This window comes from Streptomyces sp. CA2R106 (genome assembly GCF_037034245.1).
GTDB lineage: Bacteria > Actinomycetota > Actinomycetes > Streptomycetales > Streptomycetaceae > Actinacidiphila.
In genome coordinates this window covers 398,611-423,256 of sequence record NZ_JBAGKC010000001.1, presented here as the reverse complement: position 1 = coordinate 423,256, position 24,646 = coordinate 398,611, and the positions used below count along the sequence as shown (strand labels likewise).

Below are 24,646 nucleotides of genomic sequence, written 5' to 3'. Positions count from 1 at the left end.
ACGGCCGGTGCCCCGTAACCGCGGCCCCGCGGGGCAGTTGTGCAGCGCGTGGACGACGCCCTCCCGCTGCCGGGCCAGCTCAGCGGCACGCACCTGCTCGACGCGGCGGTCTCGTACGCGCGGTGGCGGCACTGGGAGGTACTGCCCGGCACGTGGCTGGAGGCCGACGCGGGGGGCGCACCGCGCTGTTCGTGTGCCTCGGCGGCGTGCCCCTCCCCGGGCGCGCACCCGGCCCGGGCGGACTGGGCGGTCCGGGCGAGCGGCAGTGCCTCGGAGGTGCGCCGGATGTGGGACCGGCAGCCCCGCGCGTCGGTGCTGCTGGCCACCGGCCGCGGTTTCGACGTGCTGGAGGTGCCGGAGAGCGCGGGCTGCCACGCGCTGGCCAGGACCGAGCGGATGGACGTGGATCTCGGCCCGGTGATCGCCGCGCCGACCGGGCGGATGGCGTTCTTCGTGCTGCCCGGGGCGCGCGCGAAGGCGCCCGGACTGCTGGCCGCCCTCGGCTGGCCGCCGGGCGCGCTCGACCTGACGGTGCGCGGCGAGGGCGACTGGGTCGCGGCCCCGCCGACCCGGATGGGCAGGGGCGGCCGCGCACAGTGGGTGCGCCGCCCGACGGCCGCGAACCGGTGGCTGCCGGATATCGGCGCGCTGCTGAGTCCGCTGGCGTACGCGTGCGGGCGCGCGGCGGCGGAGGCCCGCGCGGTGCGTTGAACGGCGTCGGCGCCCGGCCGATGACCGTGAGTCACCCGCCTGACGGGACGTCGAACGGTCACCGCACGGAATGGCCCGCTACGGGCGGTTCTTCCCGCGGCGTGCGCGGCTGCTTCCACGGCCGTACCCGTAGCCGTCCCTGCGACGACCCGACCAGCCGTCACTGTCAGTGGTCGCACATAGGGTGTCCGTACACGGGACGGCGCGGCCGGGCAGCCGGCGCGGCGTGCGGTGGCCGTGGACGGGGATCGGTGGTCGGTGGACGGGGAGCGAGAGGTGCGGTGCGATGGGCGAGGAGCGCGGTGCGGGGCCGGAGGCGGACAGCCGCCGGCTGCCGTCGTATTACGGGGACCGGTCCGCCCAGGCGGGCGGGGCCGCTTACGGAGCCGGGCCCGGTGCGGGTGCTGCGGCCGGGCCGCCGCCCGCGCTGCTGGTGCGCGGCCTGCGCAAGCGGTTCGGTGACCAGGAGGCCGTCGCGGGCATCGACCTGGAGCTGCCCGCCGGCCGCTTCGCCGGTCTCGTGGGGCCGAACGGGGCGGGGAAGACCACGACCCTGTCGATGGTGACGGGGCTGCTGCGCCCGGACGAGGGGCTGGTGCGGATCGTCGGCCGCGACGTGTGGAGCGACCCGGTCGACGTGAAGGCGCGGATCGGCGTGCTGCCGGAGGGGCTGCGGCTGTTCGAGCGGCTGTCGGGCCGCGAACTGCTCACGTTCACCGGGCGGCTGCGCGGGCTGCCGGTGAAGGACGTGGACCTGCGCGCCACCCAACTGCTGGACGTGCTCGACCTGTCGGGCGCGCAGCACAAGCTCGTGGTGGACTACTCGACGGGTATGCGGAAGAAGATCGGCCTGGCCGCGGCCTTGCTGCACAACCCCGAAGTCCTCTTCCTGGACGAGCCGTTCGAGGGCGTCGACCCGGTGTCTGCGCAGGTGATCCGCGGGGTGCTGGTGCGCTACACCGCCACCGGCGGCACCGTGGTGTTCTCCTCCCACGTGATGGAGCTGGTGGAGAGCCTGTGCGACTGGGTCGCGGTGATGGCGGCCGGCCGGATCGTGGCGCACGGCGCGCTCGCCGAGGTGCGCGGCGAGGCGGCGACGCTCCAGGACGCGTTCTTGTCACTGGTCGGCGCCGACCGCGGCTCCGGCGGGGACCTGGACTGGCTGGGCGGGGGCGCGAAGTGACCCGCGACGACGCCCGTGCCACCAGCGCCCCGCTGCCGCAGCCCCTGCCTCCCGAGGCGCCGCGCATCGCCCCGACCGGCACCCGGCCCGGCGCCCCGTCAGAACCCGCGCCCACCGCTGCCCCTGCCGGCGCATCCCCCGCCGCGCCTGCCGCCCCTTCCCCCGCTCCCCCCGCCGCAGACCGTGCCGCAGACCGCGCCGCGGACCGTGCCGCCCCTGTCACCGCGACCTTCGTCCGCCTCAAACTCGCTGTGCTGCGCAACGGGGTCCGGCAGTCCACCGGCCGCACCGTCAGCTGGTGCCTAGGTGTCGGCCTCGCCCTGCTGTGCGCGCTCGCCAACGGCGCGGGCATGATCGCACTGCGCGGCGACGCGTACGCACCGGCCGCCGCGACCACACTCGTCACGGCGGTGGCCATCGGCTGGACGGTGATGCCGCTGTTCTTCTTCGGCGGCGACGACACCCTCGACCCGACCCGGCTGGCGATGCTGCCGCTGCGGCCCCGACCGCTCGTCACCGCGCTGCTGGTGTCGTCCCTGGTCGGTCCGGGCCCGTTGTTCACGCTGCTGATCGGCGCCGGTTCGGTGGCGGCCCTCGCGCACGGCGCGGCCGCCGTCGTCGTCGCGGTGCCCGCGGTCGTCCTGCTGCTGGCGGTGTGCGCGGCCGCCTCCCGGGGCGTCGCGGCGGCCAACACCCGCCTGCTGACCAGCCGCAAGGGCCGCGACCTCGCCCTGCTCAGCGGGCTGGTCGTGGCCGTCGGCGCGCAGCTGGCCAACCTCGCGCTCAGCTCGCTCTCCTCCCACCACGGCCTGCACCGGGTCACCTCCGTCGCCTCGGTGCTGCGCTGGGTCCCGCCGGCCTCCGCCGTCGACGCGGTGCGCTCGGTCTCCACCGGCGCCTACGGGCAGGCCGCCGCCCAACTCGCGCTCGCGGCGGCCTTGCTGGCGGTCCTGCTGCGCTGGTGGTACCGCTCGCTGGACCGGCTGATGATGTCGCCGGACTCCTCCACCCTCCAGCCCGCGGCCGGCGGCACCGAACGCAAGGGCGGCCGCCGCCCGCTGCTGTCGCGGCTGCTGCCCGAGCGGATACTCTCCGGCCGCACCGCCACCGTGATGGAGCGCCAGTTCCGCTACGTGGGGCGCGACCCCAAGCTGCGCGCGTCCTGGGCGACCGGGCTGGCGGTCGGCCTGCTGCTGCCGCTGGTCGCGGTCGTCCAGCACGGCTCGGTCTACCAGTGCCTGTGGACCGCCGGACTGCTCGGCATGCAGATGTACAACCAGTTCGGGATGGACCACTCCGCGTTCTGGACCGTCGTCGCGACCACCGCCACCCGCAAGGAGGCCGAGGCCGAGCTGCGCGGCCGGGCCCTGATGCTCACGGCCGTCGCCCTCCCGTACGTCACCGTGGTGACGTACGCGACCGCGCTCCTGCTGGGCCGGGCGGGCACCATCCCCGAAGTGCTCGGCATGGCCTACGCGTTCCTCGGCGCGCTGATCTCCACCGGCGGCTACGCCAGTGTCCGCTTCCCGTACGCGGTCACGCAGGACAACGCGTTCGGGAACGCCGCGCCCGGCAACGGCTCGATGGTGGCGTTCAACGCGCTGGGCGGTTCCGTGGTCGCGTCCGCGTTCTGCCTGCCGGTGCTCGGCCTCGATCTCGCGCTGCACCTGACCGGCCACCACGCCCTGCTGTGGACGGTGCTGCCGCTCGGCGCGGTGTACGCGGCCGCGCTGTCGGTGGCGAGCCTGCGGTTCACCGCGCCCCGGCTGCTCGACCGGCTGCCGGAGATCCTCAGCGCGGTGGCGGTGCCCTGAACCGGCCGCGCACCGACCGGCCGCGCACCGGACCCCGGGGCGGGCCGGCCCACCGGCCCGCCCCCGCACGTCAGTTGGCGATGCTGCCCCGCCAGGTCGGCATCAGCTCGTCCAGCAGCGCCTCGACCCGCGGCGGCATGCCCCGGCCCGGACCGGTCTCCGCCGCCCGGGCGAACAGCGCCGAGGCGGCCGCCTCCAGCCGGCCGGCGTCCCCGGTGGCGTTGGCGGCCCGCAGGTAGGCCAGCCACAGGCGCTCGTCGTCCGGCGAGATCGCCATGCCGGTCTCGATCGCGGCGACCGCCGCCTTCGGCTTGTTCGCGTCGAGGTGCAGCGAGGACAGCGCGAGCGCGATCTCCGCGACCAGCACCGGGTGCTGGGCGTCCACGATCTCGTGGCCGAGCCAGGCGTAGCGGCCCGGTGCACGGTCCTCGAAGAGCCGCCCGCGGGCGAGCGACAGCGCGTCGGTGAGCAGCCGGCGGCGGGCCACCGGGTCGCCGGCCGCCCGCCCCTCGGTGGCCTCGTGGTGCAGCGTCTGGAGGACGTCCCAGTCCGAGACGACCGACGTGCTCAGCACGATCCGCCCGGTGGTGTCGATGGTCAGCCGCTCCCCGCCGTCCGGGTCGGTGCCCAGCCACTCCCGCAGCCGCCCGATGAGCGCGTCCCGCACATCCTCGGTGACCCCGCGCGGCCACAGCGCGGACGCCAGCACCCGCGGGTGCACGCCCTCGCGGTGCAGCAGCAGCAGCGCCAGCGCCTCGTGCAGCAGACCGCTGCGCTCCCGGTCGGGCGCGTCGATGCCGACCACCTCGAACGGGCCGAGCAGCCGCGCGTACACCCCGGGCCGGCCCTGGTCGCTCAGGTCCACCAGGAACGGCGGCGCGTCCGGGCCCGGGTCGTCGCCGCCCGCCTCCGCGAACAGCCGCAGCACCGACTCGTACTGCGCCTTCGGCAGCAGCTGGGCCTTCATGTCCAGGCCGAGCAGCGGCGCGAGCAGCCGCCCCGCCGGGGTGATCTCCAACTCCCATGCCGCGCCCGGCAGGTCGTTGCGGCTGGAGCCGATCAGGTAGCCGATGCCCAACCGCCCGGAGTCCGCGGCCAGTTCCGCCAGCCGTTCCGCCTCCTCCGGCGTGGGCTCGGCGGCCAGCAGCACCAGATGCGGCGCCCACTGGGTGTGCTGGGCGCGGCCGGTACGGCCGGTGAGCACACTGTCCTGGCCCGCGGTGCGCAGGGCGCCGACGCGCTGCCGCGTCTCCGCGGCCATCAGCTCCACGGCCTCGGCGACCGTGGCGATGTGCCGCACCCGGGCGGGCGCCAGCGCGGTGAGGTCCTGGGCGAAGCCGACCAGCGTCACCGTCATCCGGTCCGACCAGCCGTTCGTCGCCAACTCCGCGGCCACCGAGCCGAGTACGGCCTCGCGGTCCGAGGCGGCGCCGCTGAGCGCCACGATCCCGGGCACCGCCTCCAGGTTGAGCAGCAGCCGCGCGCTGTCCAGGGTGCCGAGCACCGCGAGCCCGGGGTAGGGCGCCGCGGCCGAGGAGTCCACGTCGTCGACCAGCGCGGCCCGCTCCAACTGCCAGAACGTCTCGTCCTGCCCGGTGTGCCAGGGCGCCGGCGGTTCGCCGTCCGGCCAGGCCAGTTGGAGGTGCAGGGCGTCGTCGGTGAGCCAGGCGGCGTACACCACCGGCAGCTTGCGGCCGTCCGCGTCGAGCCGTGCGGACAGCGAACGCAGCGCCCGGTCCAGGAAGTCGACCGCGTCCTGGTCGGCGCCGATGCGCAGCGCGTCGGCGACGTCGGCCTCCGCGCCGGTGGGGGTGCGCGGGGTGCGCAGCGCGCCCGCGGACAGCGACTGCCACAGTGCGGTGCGGCGCCGCCGGCCGAGCGCGGCGAGCAGCCCGGCGGCCAGCAGCGGCGCGCCGATCAGGGCGTCGGACAGGTCGAAGCCGTGCGAGGCCGACATTCCGGTGACCACCTCGCTCGCACCGGCCGCCGCACCCTGGTGGGCGCCGCCGCCCGAGCCGCCCGTACCGCCGGAGCCGCCCTGCTCCCCGGCCGGGGTCTGGTGCGCGGCGTGCGCGCCCTCGGCCGCGGTGTCCTTGGCGCCGCCGTGCTGGGCGTAGTGCAGGATGTCGGGCGCGGTGTGCGGGGCGGCCACCGGCATCTCGACGAGGTCGCCGCCGTGCGCGTCGGCGGGCATCTCCAGCACCCAGCCGGGCCGGATCAGGCTCGCCTGCGACAGCTGCGAACCGTCGGGCTGCACCCGGTCCTTGTTGAGCTGGTAGATCTCCTTGTAGCGGCGGCCGTCGCCGAGGTGGCGCTGCGCGATCTCCCACAGCGAGTCGTGGTGGCGGCCCTCTGGGGGGTTGATCCGGTAGAACTTCGTGGCCTGCTGCGTGGACTGCCCGCCGCCCTGCGCGCTGGATCCGCCCGTCCCGGTCTGGTGCTGCACGGCGGTCTGGTGGGTCGTCTGCTGGCCGGGCGTCGCCTGGGCGGTGGCGGCCACCCCGGGCCGCGCCTGGCTCTCCATCGAGTGCTGCTGGCCGAGTTGGGCCAGGCCCGGCACCAGGCCCGCGGTGCTGACGCCGATCAGCAGCAGCGCGGCGATCAACTGGCGGGCCAGCAGCTGGCTCGGGCCGCTGCCCGGCACGCGCGTCGGCATGCCGACCCCGGACACCGCCGCCTTCGCCTCCACCAGCACGCACGCGGTGAACTGCGCCCACGCCACCCACACCAGCACCGCCAGCGTGTTGACGAACGTCTCGGAGGTGATCGGCTGTTGCAGCACCTCGGAGTCGAAGTGGTGCGGGAAGGGCGAGCCGATGTACACCAGCAGCGCCGCGGGCACCGCCACCACCAGCACCAGCAGCGCCAGGAACGCCCCGAAGGCCCGCAGCAGGTCACCGAACGTACGCTGCCTGCGCGGCTGTCGGGGCGCTCCCCCGCCGTGCTGTGCCCGGTTACGTCCCGTGGCGGTCGTGCGTGCCATGGCTGCTTCCTCTGCCTTCGGTGGTGCTACGGGTCCTTGTCGTACGTACGACGGTGCGTGCTTCGCCTGCCGCGCTCGCGGTCAGGGGCCGGTGATCGACACGGCGTCCGCCCGGCCCTCGACGGTGATCGAGTCGTGGTAGAAGAAGCCGCTGAGGATCGGTCTGTAGGTCACGTACACCACCACCTCGACCCGGTCGGGCCCGGTCGGCGGCGTCGGGCAGCCGGAGCGGCGCCAGTCGGCGGCCGGCAGGTTGACGTCGCGGGCGAACTGCTGCACCCGGGCGGTGCACTGCTGGTAGTTGATGACCGGCTGGGCGCCGCTGGCCTGGGCGTTGCGCAGCGCGGCCACATCGATGTCCTGGGCGGCGTACCGCGCGGCCTGCTCGGCGATGTCGGCGGCGCGCTCGCGCTTGGCGATGGACAGCCCGCCGTCCACCACGAAGGCGGCGAGTGCCATGAACACCAGCGCGAAGATCACCACGGCGGCGGCGCCCGAGCCGCGGTCGTCGCCGCGCAGCGCCCGCAGCCGGGCGGTGAGGGTACGGCCGGCCGCGGTCGCACCCAGCCGTTTCACCGTGGCCGTCGTCGCCGCCTGCGCCGTCGCTGCCGTCGTCACTTCCGCCGTCGTCACGTCCGTCGCCGTCCTCATGTCGCCGACCTGCGGTACGGGTCGAGCGGGGACGCCGACGTGGAGGTGACGGTCTTGTTGATGGGCAGCCCGAGGAAGCTCAGGCCCCGAACGGTGCAGGTGACCTCAATGGTGAAGAGGGTGTCGGGCTGGAAGCTGGTGTCGCCGACCGCGGTGACCGTCGCCGGCGCCGTGCAGGTGCCGTCGAGGTCGTCGTGCGCGGCCTTGACCGCCTGCTGCATCGCCTCCGAGCGGCTGTGCTCGATCGATCCGGCGCGCGCGGCGTCGCGTGCCGCGCCGTCCACCGCCCCGCGCCCGTCGACGAGTTGGCCGAACGCGACCAGCATCAGCACGAACATGATGATGATCGGGGCGAGGATGACCACCTCGATGGTGGACAGCCCCCCGTCGCCGCGCGCCCGCCGGGCGGCCGCGGCGCGTGCTCTGCGCGCGAACTCCATTCCCCTCATCCCCCGTTGTCCGGCACGAACCGCTCGACCGGACCCGACGACGTCTCGTTCACCCTGAAGGAGAAACCGGGCAGCGGGAAGACCTTGGGCACCGTCGCCGTCACCCGGACCTGGACCGTCTCCGCGTCCTGCGGGTCACGGCTCGGCGAGACCTGCGGGTCGATCAGCAGTTCCGGCCCGAGCTGGCTGATGTAGTCGCTCGCGGCCTTGCTCGCGTCACCGGACCAGTCCTCGCCGGTCGCGGCCTCGTCCCGCGCCTTGCGGGCGCCCGCCCGGGCGGCGGCCTGCGCGACGTGATCGGCGAAGTAGTACATGCCGAACTGCACCGTCGCGAAGATCATGAAGAACAGCACCGGGGTGAGGAGGACGAACTCGATGGCGGTCATCCCGCGGTCGCCGCCGGCCCGCCCCGGCGCCGCCGCGCGGCTGCCGACGCCGCTGTCGCCGTGCGCCGCGTCGAGCCTGCGGCGCACGGCGCGGCGCAGGCTGCGGGTCGTCCGTCCCATCGCTGCTCTCCCCCGGTCCGCCGATCAGCAGCCGTTGTCGCCGTTGGTGTTGGCGATGCAGTTGCTGACGCCGTTGGCCTTGCTGTTCAGGGCGTTCTTGATGATGACGCCGACCGCGGCGACGATGGCCACCACGATCGCGGAGATCACCACCCACTCGACGGCCGAGGCGCCGCGGGACAGGTCGTCCTCGTTGCGGACGCGGTCGATCCGGGCGCGCAGGTAGGTGTGGAGGAAGCTCAGGCCGGGGTCGAAGGAAGTCAGTTTGTCCATGCGGTTCATGGCTCGGTCCTCTCGGTGGAACGGTCGTCGGTGGGGCGGCACGGTGGTGATCAGACCTGGAAGACCCGCATCGCGGCGGGGTAGATCAGGAAGACGAGGAAGCCGGCGGCCAGCAGCATCTGGGCGACCAGCATCGACTGGGACTGCTCACCCGCCTGGCCCTCGATCTCGGACAGTTCGCGGTGGCGCATCGTCTCGGCGCGCGAGGCCAGCGAGTCGCGGACCTTCGCACCGTCGTCGGCGACGAGCGCGAGGGTGACACCGAGGTCCTGCAACTCCTCGATGCCGAGTTCGTCGCCGAGCCGGCCCAGCGCGACCCACTGGCTGGTGCCGGTGATCCGGGCGTCGGCGAGGCAGTTGCGGATACGCATCAGCGCCCAGCCGTCGCTGATCTCCGCGGCGGCCATCAGCGCCTCGGGCAGACCGCGACCGCCGGCCAGGTTCATCGCGACCAGGTCGAGGTAGGCGCCGATCACCCGCCGCAGGTCCTTGCGCTTGGTCGCGGCGTCGCGCCGTACCTCCAGGTCCGGCAGCAGGAAGAACACCGCGGCGAAGAGCAGCGCCAGCCAGACCGGGATGATCGGGTTGACGCCGAAACCGACCTCCGCCGCGACCGCGAACACCGCCGGGCCGAAGACGACACCGGCCGCGGCCAGCACCGTCTTGGTGGCGAGGAACGCCTCCCAGCTGCGGTCCAGCACCGCCAGGTCGGCGCGCAGCGAGCGCTGCTCCCAGCCCTGCTGGAGGTAGAAGGCCGCGATCCGCTGCCCGAGCCGGGCGCGCCAGCCCTCGGCCGCGTCGGTGGCGGCGGCGCTGTCGGTGGTGACGCCGGCGGCGCGCAGCGCGTCGATCTGCGCGATGGTGGAGACCGCGCTGCGCCGGGTCGGCGTCAGCGCCCGGACCAGGGCGAAGACGCCCAGGCCGAAGACGCCGCCGACCAGGCACGCGAAGACGATGGTGGTGGTCATCGGTTGCCGGCCCCCTGTCCCGGCACGGCCGGACGGCCCTGCGCTCCGTAACCCTGCGGGCCCTGGGCACCTTGGGCGCCTTGGGCGCCGTAACCCGGTGTGCCCTGCGGCCCTTGGGCGCCGTAACCCGGCGAGCCCGGCGCGCCCGGACCACCCAGTGCGCCCGGTGCCCCCGCGCTCCCCGGTGCCGCAGGTGCGGCCGGGGCGGCAGGTCCACCCGGCCCGCCCGGTCCGGCGGTGGTGCCCGGCGCCCCCGCTCCGCGGTACCCGCCCCGCGCCGCGCCCGGCGCCTGCTGGGGTCCGCCGCCGTACGGTCCGCTCTGCCCGCCGGGCGGACCCTGCCGGCCGACCGCGCCCTGCGGGCCGGACGGGAACTGTCCGACGACCGGCTGCTGGGCGACCCGCTCGGGGGCGTGCACGAGGAACCGGTCCGGGGTCTCGATCTTCGACAGCTTGCGCAGCCACCAGAACCCGGCCGCGAACAGCAGGCACACGATGGCGAGCATCAACTGCCCGACGGGCGTGCCGTACGGCTTGACGAAGCCGCGGTTGAAGACGGCCAGGCCCAGCACGAACACCACGGAGACCACGACCACGATCTGCACGCTGCGCCGGGTGCTGGCGCGCTGCGCCATGACCCGCTGGCGCATGTCCACTTCCTCGCGGGAGGACTTCGCCAGCGCGCCGAGCACGTCCCGCAGACCGGGGCCGCGCAGCCGGGCGTTGAGGATGAGGGCGGCGATGATGATGTCGGCGGACGCGTCGTTGATCTCGTCGGCGAGCATCTGGAGCGCGTCGGGCAGCGGCCAGCGCGCCCGCAACCGGTCGACGAGGGACTCCAGATGGACCCGCAGCGCGGGTGCGGCGGCCCGGGCGGAGGCCGGAATGGCCTGCTCCAGGCCGACCGCGCCGGCGATGGTGTCGCGCAGCGACTCCGTCCAACCGGCCAGCGCCTCCACCCGTTTCATCGCGGCGCGCTCCTCCGAGGCCCCGCCGAAGAGCCGGTCCCAGGCGAAGACGAGCACCGCGGTGGCCGCGCCGAGCACCAGCCAGCGGGTGACGGCGAGGACCGCCAGGCCGACCACGATCGCGATGGAGCCGCGCTGGGTGAGGAACCGGCCGATCTCCGAGGCGCGTTCGGCGCCGGACTGCCCGGGGGCGGTCGGTTTCGGCGCCCAGCCGCGCATCGCCGCGATGAACAGCGCGATGCCGCCGCCGCCCACCGCCCCGGCGAGCAGCCCGTAGAACGCGGTCATCGAGAAGAAGCCGGACATCACCGCCACACCCCCGTGGGCTGGTAACCGTGGGCGAGCAGTTCGTCGAGGCAGGAGATGGGCGCGTGCGGCAGCGCCACACCGGCGTCCGGGTGCTCGGCGAAGATCTCGCTGGAAAGGACCCGGCCGTCCACGCCGTTCACCTCGCGGACGGAGGTCACGACGCGGCGCAGGGTGCCACCGCGCTGGAAGTCGTTGCGGCGCTGGATGAAGACCACGAAGTCGATGGCGCCGGCCACCAGCATCTGCGACGCCTCCACCGGCAGCCGCTCCTGCGCCTGGAGCGCGTAGGTGGAGATGCGGTTGAAGACCTCGGCGGAGCCGTTGGCGTGGATCGTGGACAGCGAGCCGTCGTTGCCCTGCGACATGGCGTTGAGCATGGTGACGATCTCGTCGCCGAGCACCTCGCCGACGATCACCCGGGAGGGGTTCATGCGCAGGCTGCGGCGGACGAGTTCGGCCATCGAGATGGCGCCCAAGCCCTCGGAGTTGGGCAGCCGCTCCTCGAACGCCACGACGTTGGGGTGCAGGTCGGGGAACTGGTCGAGGCCGAGTTCCAGGGCGCGTTCGACGGTGATGAGGCGCTCGTGCGGCGGGATCACGTTGGCCATGGCCCGCAGCAGCGTGGTCTTCCCGGCGTTGGTGGCCCCGGCGATCATCAGGTTCTTGCGGGCGAGGACCGCCGCGGACAGGAACGAGCCGACCTCGGGGGTGACGGTGTTGTTGCCGATCAGGTCGGCGAGGAAGACCTTGCCCAGGCGCGCCCGGCGGATGGACAGCGCGGGCCGGCGGGTGACGTCCATGACGGCCGAGAGCCGGGAGCCGTCGGGCAGCCGCAGGTCGAGCTGCGGGTTGGCGGTGTCGAACGGGCGCGAGGACAGACCGGAGTAGGCGCCGAGCACCTGGATCAGCTCGATGAGTTCCTCGTCGGTCTCCGCGACCGGCTCGACCTGCAACTCCCGGCCGTCGGAGTAGCCGACGAAGACCTGGTCGCAGCCGTTGATGTCGATGTTCTCGACCTCGGGGTCGTCCAGCAGCGGCTGGAGCCGGCCGACGCCGAAGAGCGCGGCGTGCACCGCTGCGGCGTACGCCTCCTCCGCGTGGGCGTCCGGCGGGGTGCGGCCGACGGCGATCTCGGCGCGCGCGTACGCCTCGAGTATCTGGGCGATGATCGCCCGGGCGAAGTGCCGTTCGTCCTCCGGCGACATCGCGGTACGGGCCGCCACCTGGTCCAGCCGCCGCTGCTCGGCGATGCGGTCGCCCGCCTCCTGCCGGAAGCGTTTGACCAGCGAGTGGTCGACCTCGCTCATCGCAGGACCCCGTACCGCTGCGGCACGTCGGCGGTCACCTGGCGGGCCGAGCGGATCAGCAGCGACTTGTCGAGGCGGCCGCGGCGCCGGCCGCTGAGCATCTCGGCGCCGGCCGGGTCGTCCGCGAGGGTGCCGACCACCCGGGCGGAGATCTGCGACGCCACCAGCATCTCGTTGACCTGCGCGGCGAGTTTGGCGCTGTGCCCGGTGTCGGCGACGAGCAGCACGCCGATCGGCGGGTAGCCGAGCGCGGCGGCACCGCGCTGCGAGCCGTGCAGTTTCGCCGACAGCGTGCCGGCGCGGTCCCTGACCCGGGCCAGGTTCTCGGGCGCGCTACGGGCGACGAGCAGCACCAGCGCGGCGTGCGGCAGCAGTTCCAGACTCGGCGAGTCCGGGCCGAGGCGGCCGCAGTCGGCGATCACGTCGGCGGCGCCGTTCGGCGACTCGGCGAGCGTCGCGAACGCCTGGCCGAGCACTGGCCACAACCCGGACAGTCCCGCGGCCTGTTCGGGCCCGGCCAGGCCCACGAGCACGTCGAGCCCGCCGACCAGCGGCTGCGCGTGGTCCCACAACTGCTCGGCGGCCAGGCCGTGCCGGGCGGTGGCGGCCAGCGACAGCAGGCCGGAGTTGGGGTTGAGCACCCCGCCGTGCGCGCCCGTCGAACGGTAGACGAGGTCGCCGCCGGCCGGGTCGGCCTCGGCCAGCAGCACGCGGCGCGGCCATACGGCGGCCAGCGCCAGTGCCGTGGTGGTGACGCCTGGGGAGCCCTTGTCCGCTGCGATTGCGATCAGTGCCATGTTGTCTGCCTCGTCCGTGCCTGGTCCGCGCCGCTGGTTCAGTGCTTGCTGGGGACGAGCACGAGGGAGACGTCGCCCGCCGCGGAGGCGGTCGCCAGCGCACCGGCGTCGGCGGCGTCCGCGATGACCGTGATGGTCTCGCTGCCGTCGCCGAAGCTGCTGTTGCTGCCCGTGTCGATGTCCTTGATGACGAGGTTGCCGCTGATCGGCTCGGCGCCGCCGGTGCTGCCGGACGAACCCGACGAACCCGACGAGTCGCCTGAGGACTTGACGTCGTTGCCGACCAGGTACGCCGCCACGGTCAGCCCGTCGGCGAGGCCGCTGGGGAACTGGCCCTTCTTCAGGGACAGGCCGACCAGCGTCTTGCCGGCCGCGAGCACCTCGGACTTCTGGGTGATCATCGAGTTGACGACGATCGACCCGCTGGTCAGGTTGGTCGCGGCGCGCCAGTTGCTGGCGAGGTCCTGGCGCTGGTTCCACCGGATGTACTTGACGTCGGTGCCGTCCGCGACCATGACCTCGCGCATCGCCGACAGCGGGATCTTGTCGCCGACCGCGACGTCGGCGGTGACCTCCACGACCGACACCTTGTTGCCCGCGCGCAGCACCATCACGGTGGCGCCGAGCGCGCCCACCAGGATCAGCAGCACCGCCAGCGCGGCCAGCGCGGGTTTGCGCTCGCGCGGCGCGACCGGCAGCCGGCTGCCGACGGCGGGTCCGTTCAAGTTGGGTGCGGGAACGGACTGACGGCCACTGCCGCCGCCCGCGGCGGAACGTTCCCTGGTTTTCACTTCACTGCCCCCGAGCCGGCGCTTCGCATCAGCCATTTCGGCCACCCGGGGCAGTTCCGTCGCTCTCCCGTCCGGCGACGACCCCGCAGGCCGATGTCAAGTCACCGCACGCTATCAGCGGGCAACAAATGCCCTCAAGGCGTGGCCCGTGACAACCCGCATACAGCATGGCAACAGAACGAAACGGGGTCCGTTCGCCGGCGGTCGACTGTGCCGCCGGTCCGTTGTCCCGCTGCCCTGTTTCGGAACGATCGGAACTACCGGAAACGATCCATGTTGTACATCTTGGCGTCGCCCGGCGTGACCTTCTCCGGCAGCTTCTTGATCTCGGCGTCGATCACCGGGACGAGCCGGCCGAGCAGCGTCTGGATCGTGCCGTGCCGGCCCTTGACATCGGCGCCCCAGGTGTCGGCCGCGGTGCCGACCCAGACGTTTCCGCCGCCCATGTCCGAACACGTCGTCTTCAACGGCTCCTTGAGGGTGCCGAGGTCCCGGATCAGCTGGGTCTTCAGGTTCTGCAGGTCGGTGATCGCCGGATTCGGCACGGTCGCCTGCGGATTGCTGTCGTTGCTCCCCATCGTGTTCTCCCCCGTGTGTTCGCGACCCTTCGGCCTCTATCGTATCTGCCAGCCCCCGCAGGAGGACGAGGACCACGTGACGAACAACACCGCCGACAACGACAACGACATCGCACTCACCCCGATCTCCGTGCCCGACCCCGCCGCCCGCGAGCGCGCCAGGCGCCGCAGGAGGGTGCTCGCCGTCGTGGGCGCCGTGGTCGTGGTGGCCGGCGGCATCACGTGGTGGGCGGTCGCCGCGAACGGCGGCGACAGCAAGCCGGTGAAGCACACCGCCGTGATCCCGAAGGCGTTCGGGGCGTACACGGAGGCGAAGGACGGCGACACCGAGTGGACGGCGCTGTCGAGCGTCAACACCGACCCCGCGAAGGGCGAGGCGCACCTCACCTACCGCGCGGCCGGCGGCCGGGCCGCGGTGATCACCGTCCGCCTCGACCCGCCGGACTTCACCGCCGACGACGGAACTCGAACCGGCCCGGGTTCCGAGAGCGAGACGAAAAATCTCCTGGGGGTCGACAAGGACCAGAAGATCACCAGCTACCCGGCCGGGAAGCAGGACGGCCAGGTCCAGTGCGCCGACACCACGGGGGCCGGCCGCACCATCACGACGTGTGCCTGGCAGTCCGAGGCCGCCGAAATCACCTACAGCCCGGTGCTGGACCACCGCACCGTCAAGGAGCAGCCGCAGGCCGTCACCGACTTCCGGGCCTTCCTCGACGCGCTGAAGATCGAGCCCGTCGGCAAGAGCGGCTGACTCGTCCGCTGAGCGGGCCACCGGCCGCCCGGCGCACCACCGGGCGGCCGTCTGCGCGCGGCCGGCTCACTCCGCCAGGTGCTGGAATTGCTGCCCCTGCGTGAAGCCCCGGGAATCCACGTGGTTGACGATCGCCGGGTCCATCAACCAGTTGGTGTACGCGGTGCGTTGACGCGTCGTCATCTTGTCGATGTCCATCACGGTGCCGTCGGACGCGAGGAAGTTGTCGGCCGGCGCCTTGATGTAGCCCTTCGGGTCGCCGGTGTACGTCTTCGCCGGCCCGTTCCTCGGGTGGATCGTGACGGGCGCGGTGACGTCGGACGAGAAACCACCGCCCGAAAGCTGGGCGTTGGCCTCTTTCTGGTACTCGTTCTGCCAACTCACGTCGAGTTCGGAATCGTTGATCTGCTTGTACTTGGCGGCCAGGCCCGGTGCGTCCTCCGGGTCCACGTGAATAGCGTTCTTGGCGTAGTCGATGATCAGGTCCTTGGCCGTGCCGCCGAGTTCCGTGGCCTTCTCGGTGCCGAGCTCCATGATGGCGCTACTGCCACCGGTGGCACCGGCCTCCACCGCGGAAGCCGCCCAGTCGATCATCGTGTCGCGGGCGCTGTTGACGCTTTCCGCCCAGTCGTCGGCGTCCGTCTCGATCGAGCCCTTGGCGTACTCGAACGCGCTGCTGTACGCCTTCATCATCATGCCGCGCTGCATGGCGCGGTAGTCCTGGGCGTGCTCGGTGGTGTCGGACTTCGCGCTGCCGACCTCGTTGGTGATCTGGGTCCGGAAGGCGTCGAACAGCGCGCTCTCCTGGCCGGCGACGGTGGGGTTGCGCGCCGACTCGTTGAGCAGCGCCTGCCACAGCGGCGCGCCCACCTCCAGGCCGGGGCGACCGGGGTCCTGCCCGTCGAGGAACGCCTTCTGGTCCCACTGCGACATCTTCTCGGTGAAGCCGCCCTTGGTGGCGTCCGCGCCCCACAGCTTGTTGCCGCTCGGCGACGTGATCCCGTAGACCATGTCGCTCCAGTTGGCGGTGACCAGCTTGCCGTAGTAGACGTCGATCGGGTCGTAAGGATGGATCTTGCTGGAATCGCCGTTCTGGTGGCGGTAGTTGTCCATCATGATGCGGGCGGTGAGCTTCTCCGCGAGCGGCCGGTTCGTCGCCTTGAGGTCGATCGTGCCGGCCGACATCAGGTCCGCGAACGCCTGGGCACGGGCGGGTGGTTGGCCGAGGTCCCAGGGGCCGTGCGGATAGATGATCGTCTGCATCGTGTCGTAGTTGTGGTCCATCCACTCACCCGACGCCTCGGCGTTCTTACCGATCGCGTTGAACAGCTGGGTGTAGTGGTCGTCGGCGAAGACGCCCTTGTCGAGGCCGGAGCTGTTCATGAACTCGCTGCCGTTCTTCGACGGGTCCTTGTCGAAGACGCGGTCGCCGAGCGCGACGAGGTAGTCCTTGTCCTGCGAGCCGCCCGGCAGCAGCGAGGTGAGGTAGTCGGCCCGGAAGACACCGCGCGGGTCCTTGAAGTTGTCGAACCACTTGCTCCAACTCGCCTGCTTCTGCTGGGCGGTCTGACCCTCGTAGGCGACCTTCGTGAAGGTGCCGAAGGTCTTGGCGATGACGTCGCGGTCGTGCTTGGCCTCGTCCGGGTGGTCGCCGTACCGGCCGTAGAAGTTGTCGTCGGCCATGTCGTTGGTGAGCTGGAGCAGGTTCTTCGAGCCGAGCTGGTTGTAGAACGCCTTGAGGTAGTCCGGGTCGTCGGAATGGGCGCTCAGATCGGCGAACAGGTCCTCGGACGGGTCGTCGCCCTTCTTGAGCGCGTCGTTGTACTTGTCCGCCAGCGCCTTGCCGTCCTTCTGCGACTGGGCGGTGGTGTTCACCATGCTGTCGTCGATGCTGACCATGCCCTTGTGGTCCGGGTACGGCTTGTCCGCGGCGATGGCCAGGTGGTAGCGGCGGGTGAGCATCGGCATCTGGTCGTCCAGCCAGCCGCAGATGCCGATGAGTTGGGTGAGAGAAGAGGAGTCGAGTCCCTTTTCCTCGAACTGGTACTTGTACGAGGACGCGGTCGACCGCAGCAGGTCCTTGTCGCTCTTGAACGAGCTCGTCATCTTCTGCAGGCCGTCCGGATCTATCCCGGAAAACCCCATCCGCTTCTCCTCCCGTGTGTACTTCGCCCCGGTTCGCCGACCGCTCGCGCCGCGCGGGCGGCCCCGCCCGTGCGACCTGGGTGCTCCCGGCCCGGGCCCCGTGTCAGGAATGAGGATCGCACAGGGCGGCGGAACGGTTCCGTGCTGCGGAAGTCGGCGCCGCCGCCGTACCCCGCGGAAACCCGGGCATGCCCGGCCGTGCCCCCTCCGCTGCCCGACGGGGCTTACCCGGGGTTTCCGCGGGCCTATAGCCTCGTGGCAGCAGTGGACGGTTAATGGGAACAGGCACAGCGAATGCAGGGCCCGGTCCGGGCCTACGGGGAGGGGCACAGCCATGCGCGTGACCGTGACGGTCGTACAGCAGGGCGTCGACGCGCAGGACGTCCTGATCACGGCCGACGACTCCGCGAGCGCGGGCGACGTCGCACTGGCGCTGGCGCAGTCCGTGGGCGCGGTGGCCCACGAACCGGCCGGGCACGGCGGGGGCGTGGTCGTCCAGTTCCCCGGGCAGTACCAGAACGGGGGCCGGCCCGACGCGGCCGGCGGGTGGGCCGGCCGGCCCGCCGACCCCGCACCCGCCGCCGTGCCGGTGCTGTGGGCGGACGGTGTGCCCTGCGACCCGCAGGCGCAGGCGCAGTCCGTGCTGCGCGACGGCATGCGCGTCACCGTCGACGACTCGATCGGCCCGTTCATGCGCACCGGCGAGCCGTCCGGGCGCTACGAGGTACGGGTGTGCGCCGGGCCGGGCGCGGGCCGGGTGGCGCGGCTCGGTGTCGGCACCGCGACCATCGGCTCGGCGCCGAACAGCACGGTCGCCGTGCAGGACCCGTCCATCCCGCCGGCCGCCGCGCGGGTCTCGGTGGCCATGGACGGCACCGTGCTGCTGACCGGCGCGCCCGGCGCGGGCCTGACGCTGGAGAACGAGCCGGTGGAGGCGGAGCGGCCGTGGCCGCTGCGCGCACAGCTCAAGGCCGGCGACTCGGTGCTGGTGCTGGACCGGCCGAGCGCGCCGGACGCCCACCTGTCGCCGATGGGCGAGGGCGGACTCGCGTACAACCGGCCGCCGCGGCTGACCGCGCCGCCGCCCCGGCAGCTGCTGTACGTACCGCAGAAGGACGCCAAGACCGACCGGGCCCGCTTCCAGGTGCTCACGCTCATCGCGCCGGTTGTGGTCGGCGTGACGATGTACTTCATGGTGCACCAGATCTACATGCTGCTGTTCTGCGCCATGAGCCCGGTGATGATGGTCGGCCAGTGGATCAGCGACAACCGCGCCGGCAAGCGCAAGAACCAGGACGCGGCGAAGAGCTACAAGGCCGCGATGGCCGAGTACGAGGAGAGCCTGGAGAACGCCCGGCTCTCCGACCAGCGCGAGCGGCGGGCCAACTACCCGGACGCCGCCGAGATCCTGCTCTTCGCGACCGGCCCGCGCCGCCGGCTGTGGGAGCGGCGGCTCACCGACCCCGACGCGCTGCGGCTGCGGATCGGCGTCGCCGACATGCCCGCCGACATCGAGCTGCGCCCCAAGGGCCGGACGGCCGAGGACGCCGTGCCGCCGGAGCCGCCGCTGGTGTACGACGTGCCGCTGCCGCTGCCGGTCCCGGAGATCGGCGTGGTCGGTATCGCCGGTGAGCGGGCCCGGGCGCTGGGCACCGTCCGCTGGCTGGTGTCGCAGGCCGCGGTGCTGCACAGTCCGCGGGACCTGTCGATCGTGGTGCTGTCCTCCGCGCCCGACGCGGCGCGGTCCTGGAACTGGGCGCACTGGCTGCCGCACCTGACGCCCCAACAGGGCCAGGACTGCGTGGCGTTGATCGGCACCGACCAGGAGGCGGCCGGCCGCCGGGTCAACGAACTCCTCCAGGAGCTGGGCCGGCGCAAGGCCGACACCCTCGCCAACCAGGGCGGGAGGCTGCGGCCGGACCCGTTCGTCCTGGTGGTGCTGGACGGTGCGCGGCTGCTGCGCCGGATGCCGGGCGTGCCGCAACTCCTCCAGGAGGGACCGCAGTTCGGCATGTTCGCGCTGTGCGTCGACGAGGACGAGCGGCTGCTGCCGGAAGAGGTGCGGCTCGCGGTGTGCTGGTCGCCGCACGCGGCCAGCCGGCTGCACCTGCGCGGCGGCGGGCTGGAGCGCCTCGGCGAGGTGCTCGCCGACCAGGTCGGCCCGGAGTGGTGCGAGCTGGTGGCCCGTTCGATGGCACCGGTGCGCGACGTCAGCCGCGACGACGCGGACAGCGCGCTGCCGACGTCCGCGCGGCTGCTGGACCTGCTGGGCATGCCCGACCCGGTCGGGGAGCAGGTGGCCGGGATCTGGCAGCGCGGCGGTTCGACCACGGCGGCGCCGATCGGCGTCGGCGCGGACGGCACCTTCGTGCTGGACATCCGCAAGGACGGGCCGCACGCGCTGGTCGCCGGCACCACCGGCGCGGGCAAGTCCGAGCTGCTCCAGACGATCATCGCCTCGCTCGCGGTCGCCAACCGGCCCGACGCGCTCAACTTCGTGCTGATCGACTACAAGGGCGGCAGCGCCTTCCAGGACTGTGCGCGGCTGCCGCACACCGTCGGCATGGTCAGCGACCTCGACGCGCACCTGACCGAGCGCGCACTCGCCTCGCTCGCCGCGGAGTTGCACCACCGCGAGACGATCCTGTTCAACGCGGCCACCAAGGACATCGAGGACTACAACGACGCGCGGCGGATGCGGCCCGACCTGGAGCCGATGCCCCGACTGGTGCTGATCATCGACGAGTTCGCCTCCCTGGTGGCCGAACTGCCGGACTTCATCGCCGGTCTGGTCGACATCGCCCGCCGCGGCCGTTCGCTGGGCGTGCACCTGGTGCTGGCCACGCAGCGGCCCGCGGGTGTGGTCAGCGCCGACATCCGCGCCAACACCAACCTGCGGATCGCGCTGCGCGTCACCGACGCCGACGAGTCCCGGGACGTCATCGACGCGCCCGACTCCGGGGCGATCGCCAAGTCCACGCCCGGCCGCGCCTATGTGCGTTCCGGCGCCCAGTCGCTGGTCGGCGTGCAGTCCGCGCGGATCGGTGGCCGCCGCCCGGCGGTCGGCCAGGAGCGCGCCAAGGCCGCGGTGGTACCGCTGGGTTGGCAGTCGCTGGGCCGCCCGATGCCGCGCGGCGGGCAGGCGGAGGCGGACGACGGCACCATGGTCACCGACCTCGCGGTGCTGGTGGACGCCATCCGCGACGCGTCCGACCTGCTCAACTTCCCCGCGCCGCGCAAGCCGTGGCTGGACCCGCTGCCCGAGCGGATCGTCACCGAGGAACTGCCGCCGCCGGCCGCCGCCGGGTCCGGCGATGTGCCGCCCATCGGCTACGGCATCACCGACCTTCCCGCGCAGCAGGCCCGCGCCCGGCTCGCGGTCGACCTGGTGCACGGCGAGCACGTGCTGATCGCCGGCGGCCCGCGCTCGGGCCGCTCCACCGCGTTGCGGACGATCGCCGGCGCGCTCGCCCGCGACACCGCGCCGACCGACGTGCACCTGTACGCCATCGACTGCGGCGCCAACGCGCTGCTGCCGCTGGTGGCACTGCCGCACTGCGGCGCCGTCGTCACCCGCGACCAGCCCGAGCGGCTGTCGCGGCTGCTGGACCGGTTGTCGGCGGAGGTGTCGCGGCGGCAGCAGCTCCTGGCCGTCAAGGGCGCCTCCAGCGCCGCCGAGCAGCGGGCGATGGCGGCCACCCCGGAGGAGCGGCTGCCGTGGATGGTGCTGCTGCTCGACAACTGGGAGGGCTTCACCTCGACCTTCGAGTCGTACAACTACGGCAAGCTGATCGAGGGCGCCATGCGGATCTTCCGGGAGGGCGGATCGGCCGGGCTGAAGGTCGTGATGACCTCGGACCGCTCCGGCTTCCTCGGGGCGATCTCCTCGGTCTTCCCGGACAAGCTGGTGCTGCGGATGGCCGACCCGAACGACTACGGCAACGGCGGGCTCGCCCCGCGCGACGTGCCGAAGAACATGCCGTCCGGGCGGGCGCTGCGCCCCACCGACCACGGTGTGCAGGAGAACCAGGTGGCACTGCTGGCCGCCGACCCGGCCGGCCAGGCGCAGGTGGAGGTGCTGCAGCGGATCGGCCGGCAGGCGACCGAGCGGATCGGCCGGGTCGGGCGGCTGCCCCGGCCGCAGCGGCCGATGCGGGTGGACGCGCTGCCGCCGCGGATGACGCTGACCGACGCGATGGCGCTCGACCCGGACTTCCGGCCGTCCTCGCCGCTGTGGGCGCTGATGGGCGTGGGCGGCGACGAGTTGGCACCGGTCGGCATCGACCTGGAGGAGGCCGGGCCGGGGTTCGTCATCGCCGGGCCGCCGAAGTCGGGCCGCTCCACGGCGCTGATCACGGCTGCCCGGTCGCTGCTCGCGAACGGCACTCCGGTGGTGCTGGTCACCCCGCGACGCTCGCCGCTGCGCGAACTGGCCGACGCACCTGGGGTGTTGGGCCTGCTGACGGGCACCGAGTCGACCGCGGACGAGCTGACGGAGCTGACCGCGAAGGCGGCCGGGGAGAAGTTCGTGGTCGTCGTCGACGACAGCGAACTCCTCTACGAGAGCATGCTGGAGACGGCGTTGGAGGAGGTCGTCAAGAGCGGTATGGACGGTGACCACGCGCTGATCGCGGCCGGGTCGTCGGACTCGATGAGTTCGCAGTACCGCGGTTTCGTGGTGGAGGCGCGCAAGTCGCGCAACGGGCTGCTGCTGTCGCCGCAGACCGGCTCCGAGGGCGACCTGTTCAACGTCCGGTTGCCGCGGGACATCGGCGGCGGCCCGCTCGGCCGCGGTGTGCTGATCCGCGGGGGCACGATCATGCAGATCCAGGCGGCCCAGCCGGCGTAGCCGCCGGGCCGGCACAGCGAAAAGGGGCCGGGTGCTCGGAGCATGCTCCGAGCACCCGGCCCTCGGGCATCAGCACGGTGCCTCGACCGTGCCGCGCGCCGACTGCTTAGTGACCGCCGCCACCGGTGGCGTTCGAGATCGCGGTCGCGTTGTTCTGCGCCGACTTCTGCGCTTCCTGCAGCGTCGTCACGAACTTCTCGAAGGTCGGCTTGAGCTGGGTCCACTCGCTGCGGAACTTCTCAGCGTTCGGGCCCTTCCAGTAGTCCGTGCTGCTGTTGGTCGCCGAGTGCAGGTGGTTGATCAGCGTCGAAAGGTTGCCGGCCTCGGTCCCGAACTTGCCCGCCAGCGTGGTCAGCTGACCGATATCGGCGCCGTGCATGCCTGCCATGAGCGTCCCTCCCCGTTGTAGGAAACGTGGCGAACACCTCGTTCGCCAGACGGGACGCTAGCAAACGAGGGCAACGAATGCAGCACCTGCCCCAAGCCACCGATGCATTGTTGCCGAACGTGGACATCGCCACGGGAACGTCACGCACGGGGCACAGCGCGACCGCGGCCGGGACGCGGCGCCTCCGATTCAGCTACTGGGCAGACCGGTTCGGGTGAAGGTGTCGCTCTGGCCGTTCTTCCACTGCACGGTGAGCGTCTTGCCGTCGGCGGCCATCTCGCCCTGCCCGGACGTCCGCTCCTTGTCGCCGTCCATGCACGTCATCGTCAGGCGCACGCCGCCCTTGTCGGTGTAGCTGCCCCCGCACATATGGTCGCTGGTCAAGGCGGCCTTCCCCTTGCCGAGCACCAGTTGGACCTTCACCCCGTCGACGGTGGCGAGCCAGACGCCCTCGACGGTCTGGGTGGAGTCCGTGGAGGCGCCCCCGACGTCGTCGCCGTTCGCACTCGCGGTCGCCGAACCGGTCGCGCTCGGCGTACTGCTGCCCGCGGCGCTGGCCGACGGCGCCTGCGCCGGCGCCGGCGGCAGGCTTGCCGTCCGGCTCGCGGTCGGCTCCTTCTTGGCGTCCGTGCTGCTGCCGCCGCCGCTGCACCCGGTCAGCATCAGCGCCGCGGCGACCACGGCGGCGGCGGTCGCCGACGTCGCGTACCCGGCCGCGGCCAACCGGCGGCGCGGACCACCGGCAGTCGACCGGCTCTGGCCGGTCCCTCGACCGCCCTCAGGACCAGCTGGACTTCGACGACTCATACGACTCCGACAGCGCATCCGCACTCCCCCATGTCGCGATTTGGAACCCCGCGGACCGCAAGCTACCAGCAGCCGAACGGCTACGCGCAGTCCGAACCCCCGTCCCGCCCGCACTCCTCACCGGCGGACACGTACAGCTCCACACGCGCCACACGCAGACATCACAACTGCTCACAGGCCCGTCACAGCCGTGCCACAGGCAGGGCTCGCCCGGCGCCTGCCCCGGCCCAGCCGCTCTGGGCAGCCCCGGCCCGAGTACCGCACCCGGGCAGCCGTTGCCCGCAGACGGGCGGTCCGACCGGGGCCGGGCAGCCCCGCGCCCCAGGTCAGAGCGCGCCCCGGGTCACACCGAGCCGGGACCACACCGAGCCGGGGGTCACGCCGAGCCGGGGGCCACACCGAGCCGGCGGTCACACCGAGCCGAAGGTCACGCCGAGCCCGCGGCCTCCCGTTCGGCGACGGCTTCCCCGACGAAGCGCTCCAGCGTCTCCGCCCAGGCCTCGGGCTGCTCCCACGGGGCGAGGTGGCCGGCGTCGGCGATCTCGGCGTACCGCCCGCGCGGCAGGACGCGGACCATCTCCTGCGCCTCGGCACGGCCCAGCTCCCCGGCCGGACCGCGGACGACGAGCGCCGGGCAGTGGACCTGGGCCAGCTCGTCCCAGTGGGCGTCACGTATCCAGCGGTCGCGGGTGCACAGCAGGTGCGACGCTTCGTACACCGGCCGCCAGCCGTCCGCCCGTTCGCTCATCACCTCGGCGAAGAAGTCCCCTCGGACCGGGTCCGGCGGATCGGCCCACGGGTCCTCGACCCCGAACCACCGGCGTACGTCGTCGAGCGTGGCGAAGGGCAGCGGCCAGGACGCCAGCCACTGCGCCCACTCCCGCTGGCCCGCCTCGCCCAGGGCCGAGGCGCGCATGTCGCACAGGACGACGGCCGCGACCAGGTCGGGACGCAGCACCGCGCACTGCCAGGCGGTCAGCGCGCCCATGGCGTGTCCGACCAGCGTGACCGGGCCGAGGCCGAGCTGTTCGACGGTGGCGAGGACGTCCTGCGCGTGGGCCTCGGGGGTGGCCGGGCCGGCGGGCCGGCCGCTGTCGCCGTGCCCGCGCTGGTCGAGCGCGACCACCCGGCAGCGCGGGGCGAGGCGCCGGGCGGTGGCGGCCCAGTGCGAGGCCCGGCCGAGCAGGCCGTGGAGCAGGAGCACCGCGGGGCGCGGGTCCGCCTCCGCGGGCCGACCGGCACCGGCACCTGCGCCGACCCGGCCGGGCCCGCCCGCACCCGGCGACCCGGCCGGCCCGGACGGTTCCGACGTGCCGTACTCCCATGCCGCGAGCCGCAGACCGCCCGCTCCCGTGACGTCGTGCCGTGTGGCCATCCCGCACCTCCTTCCGCGCTGTCCTGATCCC

General features: G+C 73.1%; 19 protein-coding genes and 1 pseudogene. 5 read left to right on the top strand and 15 right to left on the bottom strand.

What is annotated here, in order from left to right; translation table 11 throughout:
- Positions 1-48 precede the first annotated feature (48 nt).
- The 3 genes from WA788_RS01895 (at position 49) to WA788_RS01885 (ending at position 3,708) form a co-directional block, all read left to right on the top strand.
- Positions 49-711 (top strand): bifunctional DNA primase/polymerase, encoded by a 663-nt coding sequence (locus WA788_RS01895; RefSeq protein WP_335970837.1) that lies wholly within the window; start codon positions 49-51, stop codon positions 709-711.
- A gap of 286 nt (positions 712-997) precedes the next feature.
- Positions 998-1,894, top strand: a complete 897-nt coding sequence (locus WA788_RS01890) for an ABC transporter ATP-binding protein (protein WP_335970835.1) — start codon at positions 998-1,000, stop codon at positions 1,892-1,894.
- A complete protein-coding gene (locus WA788_RS01885) occupies positions 1,891-3,708 on the top strand; it encodes a transporter (protein ID WP_335970833.1) in 1,818 nt (605 codons plus the stop codon). Before WA788_RS01890 ends, WA788_RS01885 begins: the two co-directional genes overlap by 4 nt.
- Before the next feature lie 70 nt (positions 3,709-3,778).
- On the opposite strand, the gene WA788_RS01880 is transcribed toward WA788_RS01885, so the two are convergent.
- From WA788_RS01880 to WA788_RS01830, 11 genes and pseudogenes are all read right to left on the bottom strand, one after another.
- Complete coding sequence (locus WA788_RS01880; RefSeq protein ID WP_335970831.1) at positions 3,779-6,691, bottom strand: hypothetical protein; 2,913 nt, start codon at positions 6,689-6,691, stop codon at positions 3,779-3,781.
- Positions 6,692-6,772: 81 nt separating this feature from the next.
- Positions 6,773-7,342 carry a TadE/TadG family type IV pilus assembly protein gene (locus tag WA788_RS01875; RefSeq protein ID WP_335970829.1) on the bottom strand — a complete coding sequence of 190 codons (570 nt, stop codon included), beginning with the start codon at positions 7,340-7,342 and terminating at the stop codon, positions 6,773-6,775.
- Positions 7,339-7,782 (bottom strand): TadE/TadG family type IV pilus assembly protein, encoded by a 444-nt coding sequence (locus WA788_RS01870; protein ID WP_335970827.1) that lies wholly within the window; start codon positions 7,780-7,782, stop codon positions 7,339-7,341. The genes WA788_RS01875 and WA788_RS01870 overlap by 4 nt, the downstream gene beginning before the upstream one ends.
- A gap of 5 nt (positions 7,783-7,787) precedes the next feature.
- Entirely contained in the window at positions 7,788-8,297 is a 510-nt protein-coding gene (locus WA788_RS01865) for a TadE family protein (RefSeq protein WP_443033944.1), read from the bottom strand.
- Positions 8,298-8,321: 24 nt separating this feature from the next.
- A complete protein-coding gene (locus tag WA788_RS01860; RefSeq protein WP_335970825.1) occupies positions 8,322-8,570 on the bottom strand; it encodes a hypothetical protein in 249 nt (82 codons plus the stop codon).
- 59 nt (positions 8,571-8,629) lie between these two features.
- A complete protein-coding gene (locus WA788_RS01855) occupies positions 8,630-9,547 on the bottom strand; it encodes a type II secretion system F family protein (RefSeq protein WP_335970823.1) in 918 nt (305 codons plus the stop codon).
- A gap of 290 nt (positions 9,548-9,837) precedes the next feature.
- Positions 9,838-10,821 (bottom strand): annotated as a pseudogene (locus WA788_RS01850) (type II secretion system F family protein); the annotation flags it as partial.
- Positions 10,821-12,131 (bottom strand): CpaF family protein, encoded by a 1,311-nt coding sequence (locus tag WA788_RS01845; RefSeq protein ID WP_335970822.1) that lies wholly within the window; start codon positions 12,129-12,131, stop codon positions 10,821-10,823. The gene WA788_RS01845 and the pseudogene WA788_RS01850, both read right to left, overlap by 1 nt.
- Entirely contained in the window at positions 12,128-12,928 is an 801-nt protein-coding gene (locus tag WA788_RS01840; protein ID WP_335970820.1) for a hypothetical protein, read from the bottom strand. Before WA788_RS01840 ends, WA788_RS01845 begins: the two co-directional genes overlap by 4 nt.
- 38 nt (positions 12,929-12,966) lie before the next feature.
- Entirely contained in the window at positions 12,967-13,653 is a 687-nt protein-coding gene (locus tag WA788_RS01835) for a hypothetical protein (RefSeq protein ID WP_335970818.1), read from the bottom strand.
- A 323-nt stretch (positions 13,654-13,976) separates the two neighbouring features.
- Positions 13,977-14,297: a hypothetical protein gene (locus tag WA788_RS01830; protein WP_335970816.1), complete on the bottom strand. Its 321-nt coding sequence runs from the start codon at positions 14,295-14,297 to the stop codon at positions 13,977-13,979.
- A gap of 76 nt (positions 14,298-14,373) precedes the next feature.
- Between WA788_RS01830 and WA788_RS01825 the strand changes: the two genes are divergently transcribed.
- Entirely contained in the window at positions 14,374-15,051 is a 678-nt protein-coding gene (locus WA788_RS01825; protein WP_335970814.1) for a hypothetical protein, read from the top strand.
- A 66-nt stretch (positions 15,052-15,117) separates the two neighbouring features.
- Here the strand turns inward: WA788_RS01825 and WA788_RS01820 are convergent, their stop codons facing one another.
- Positions 15,118-17,196, bottom strand: a complete 2,079-nt coding sequence (locus WA788_RS01820; protein WP_335970812.1) for a DUF6571 family protein — start codon at positions 17,194-17,196, stop codon at positions 15,118-15,120.
- 334 nt (positions 17,197-17,530) lie between these two features.
- On the opposite strand from WA788_RS01820, the gene WA788_RS01815 reads away from it, so the two are divergent.
- Positions 17,531-22,045 (top strand): FtsK/SpoIIIE domain-containing protein, encoded by a 4,515-nt coding sequence (locus tag WA788_RS01815; protein ID WP_335970810.1) that lies wholly within the window; start codon positions 17,531-17,533, stop codon positions 22,043-22,045.
- A 106-nt stretch (positions 22,046-22,151) separates the two neighbouring features.
- On the opposite strand, the gene WA788_RS01810 is transcribed toward WA788_RS01815, so the two are convergent.
- From WA788_RS01810 to WA788_RS01800, 3 genes are all read right to left on the bottom strand, one after another.
- On the bottom strand, positions 22,152-22,433 hold the full coding sequence (locus WA788_RS01810; protein ID WP_335970808.1) for a WXG100 family type VII secretion target: 282 nt from the start codon (positions 22,431-22,433) through the stop codon (positions 22,152-22,154).
- A gap of 189 nt (positions 22,434-22,622) precedes the next feature.
- The gene (locus WA788_RS01805; protein WP_335970806.1) at positions 22,623-23,156 is read right to left on the bottom strand and encodes a hypothetical protein; all 534 of its coding nucleotides are present in this window, start codon (positions 23,154-23,156) and stop codon (positions 22,623-22,625) included.
- A gap of 511 nt (positions 23,157-23,667) precedes the next feature.
- The gene (locus tag WA788_RS01800; RefSeq protein WP_335970804.1) at positions 23,668-24,615 is read right to left on the bottom strand and encodes an alpha/beta fold hydrolase; all 948 of its coding nucleotides are present in this window, start codon (positions 24,613-24,615) and stop codon (positions 23,668-23,670) included.
- Positions 24,616-24,646: the final 31 nt, after the last annotated feature.

Excerpts from the sequence above, each read along its gene's own strand:
- WA788_RS01845 (WP_335970822.1), bottom strand. The coding sequence starts at position 12,131 with ATGAGCGAGGTCGACCACTCGCTGGTCAAACGCTTCCGGCAGGAGGCG.
- WA788_RS01840 (WP_335970820.1), bottom strand. The coding sequence starts at position 12,928 with ATGGCACTGATCGCAATCGCAGCGGACAAGGGCTCCCCAGGCGTCACC.
- WA788_RS01880 (WP_335970831.1), bottom strand. The coding sequence starts at position 6,691 with ATGGCACGCACGACCGCCACGGGACGTAACCGGGCACAGCACGGCGGG.
- WA788_RS01820 (WP_335970812.1), bottom strand. The coding sequence starts at position 17,196 with ATGGGGTTTTCCGGGATAGATCCGGACGGCCTGCAGAAGATGACGAGC.
- WA788_RS01800 (WP_335970804.1), bottom strand. The coding sequence starts at position 24,615 with ATGGCCACACGGCACGACGTCACGGGAGCGGGCGGTCTGCGGCTCGCG.
- WA788_RS01815 (WP_335970810.1), top strand. The coding sequence starts at position 17,531 with ATGCGCGTGACCGTGACGGTCGTACAGCAGGGCGTCGACGCGCAGGAC.
- WA788_RS01830 (WP_335970816.1), bottom strand. The coding sequence starts at position 14,297 with ATGGGGAGCAACGACAGCAATCCGCAGGCGACCGTGCCGAATCCGGCG.
- WA788_RS01855 (WP_335970823.1), bottom strand. The coding sequence starts at position 9,547 with ATGACCACCACCATCGTCTTCGCGTGCCTGGTCGGCGGCGTCTTCGGC.
- WA788_RS01870 (WP_335970827.1), bottom strand. The coding sequence starts at position 7,782 with ATGGAGTTCGCGCGCAGAGCACGCGCCGCGGCCGCCCGGCGGGCGCGC.
- WA788_RS01860 (WP_335970825.1), bottom strand. The coding sequence starts at position 8,570 with ATGGACAAACTGACTTCCTTCGACCCCGGCCTGAGCTTCCTCCACACC.
- WA788_RS01890 (WP_335970835.1), top strand. The coding sequence starts at position 998 with ATGGGCGAGGAGCGCGGTGCGGGGCCGGAGGCGGACAGCCGCCGGCTG.
- WA788_RS01865 (WP_443033944.1), bottom strand. The coding sequence starts at position 8,297 with ATGGGACGGACGACCCGCAGCCTGCGCCGCGCCGTGCGCCGCAGGCTC.
- WA788_RS01810 (WP_335970808.1), bottom strand. The coding sequence starts at position 22,433 with ATGGCAGGCATGCACGGCGCCGATATCGGTCAGCTGACCACGCTGGCG.
- WA788_RS01875 (WP_335970829.1), bottom strand. The coding sequence starts at position 7,342 with ATGAGGACGGCGACGGACGTGACGACGGCGGAAGTGACGACGGCAGCG.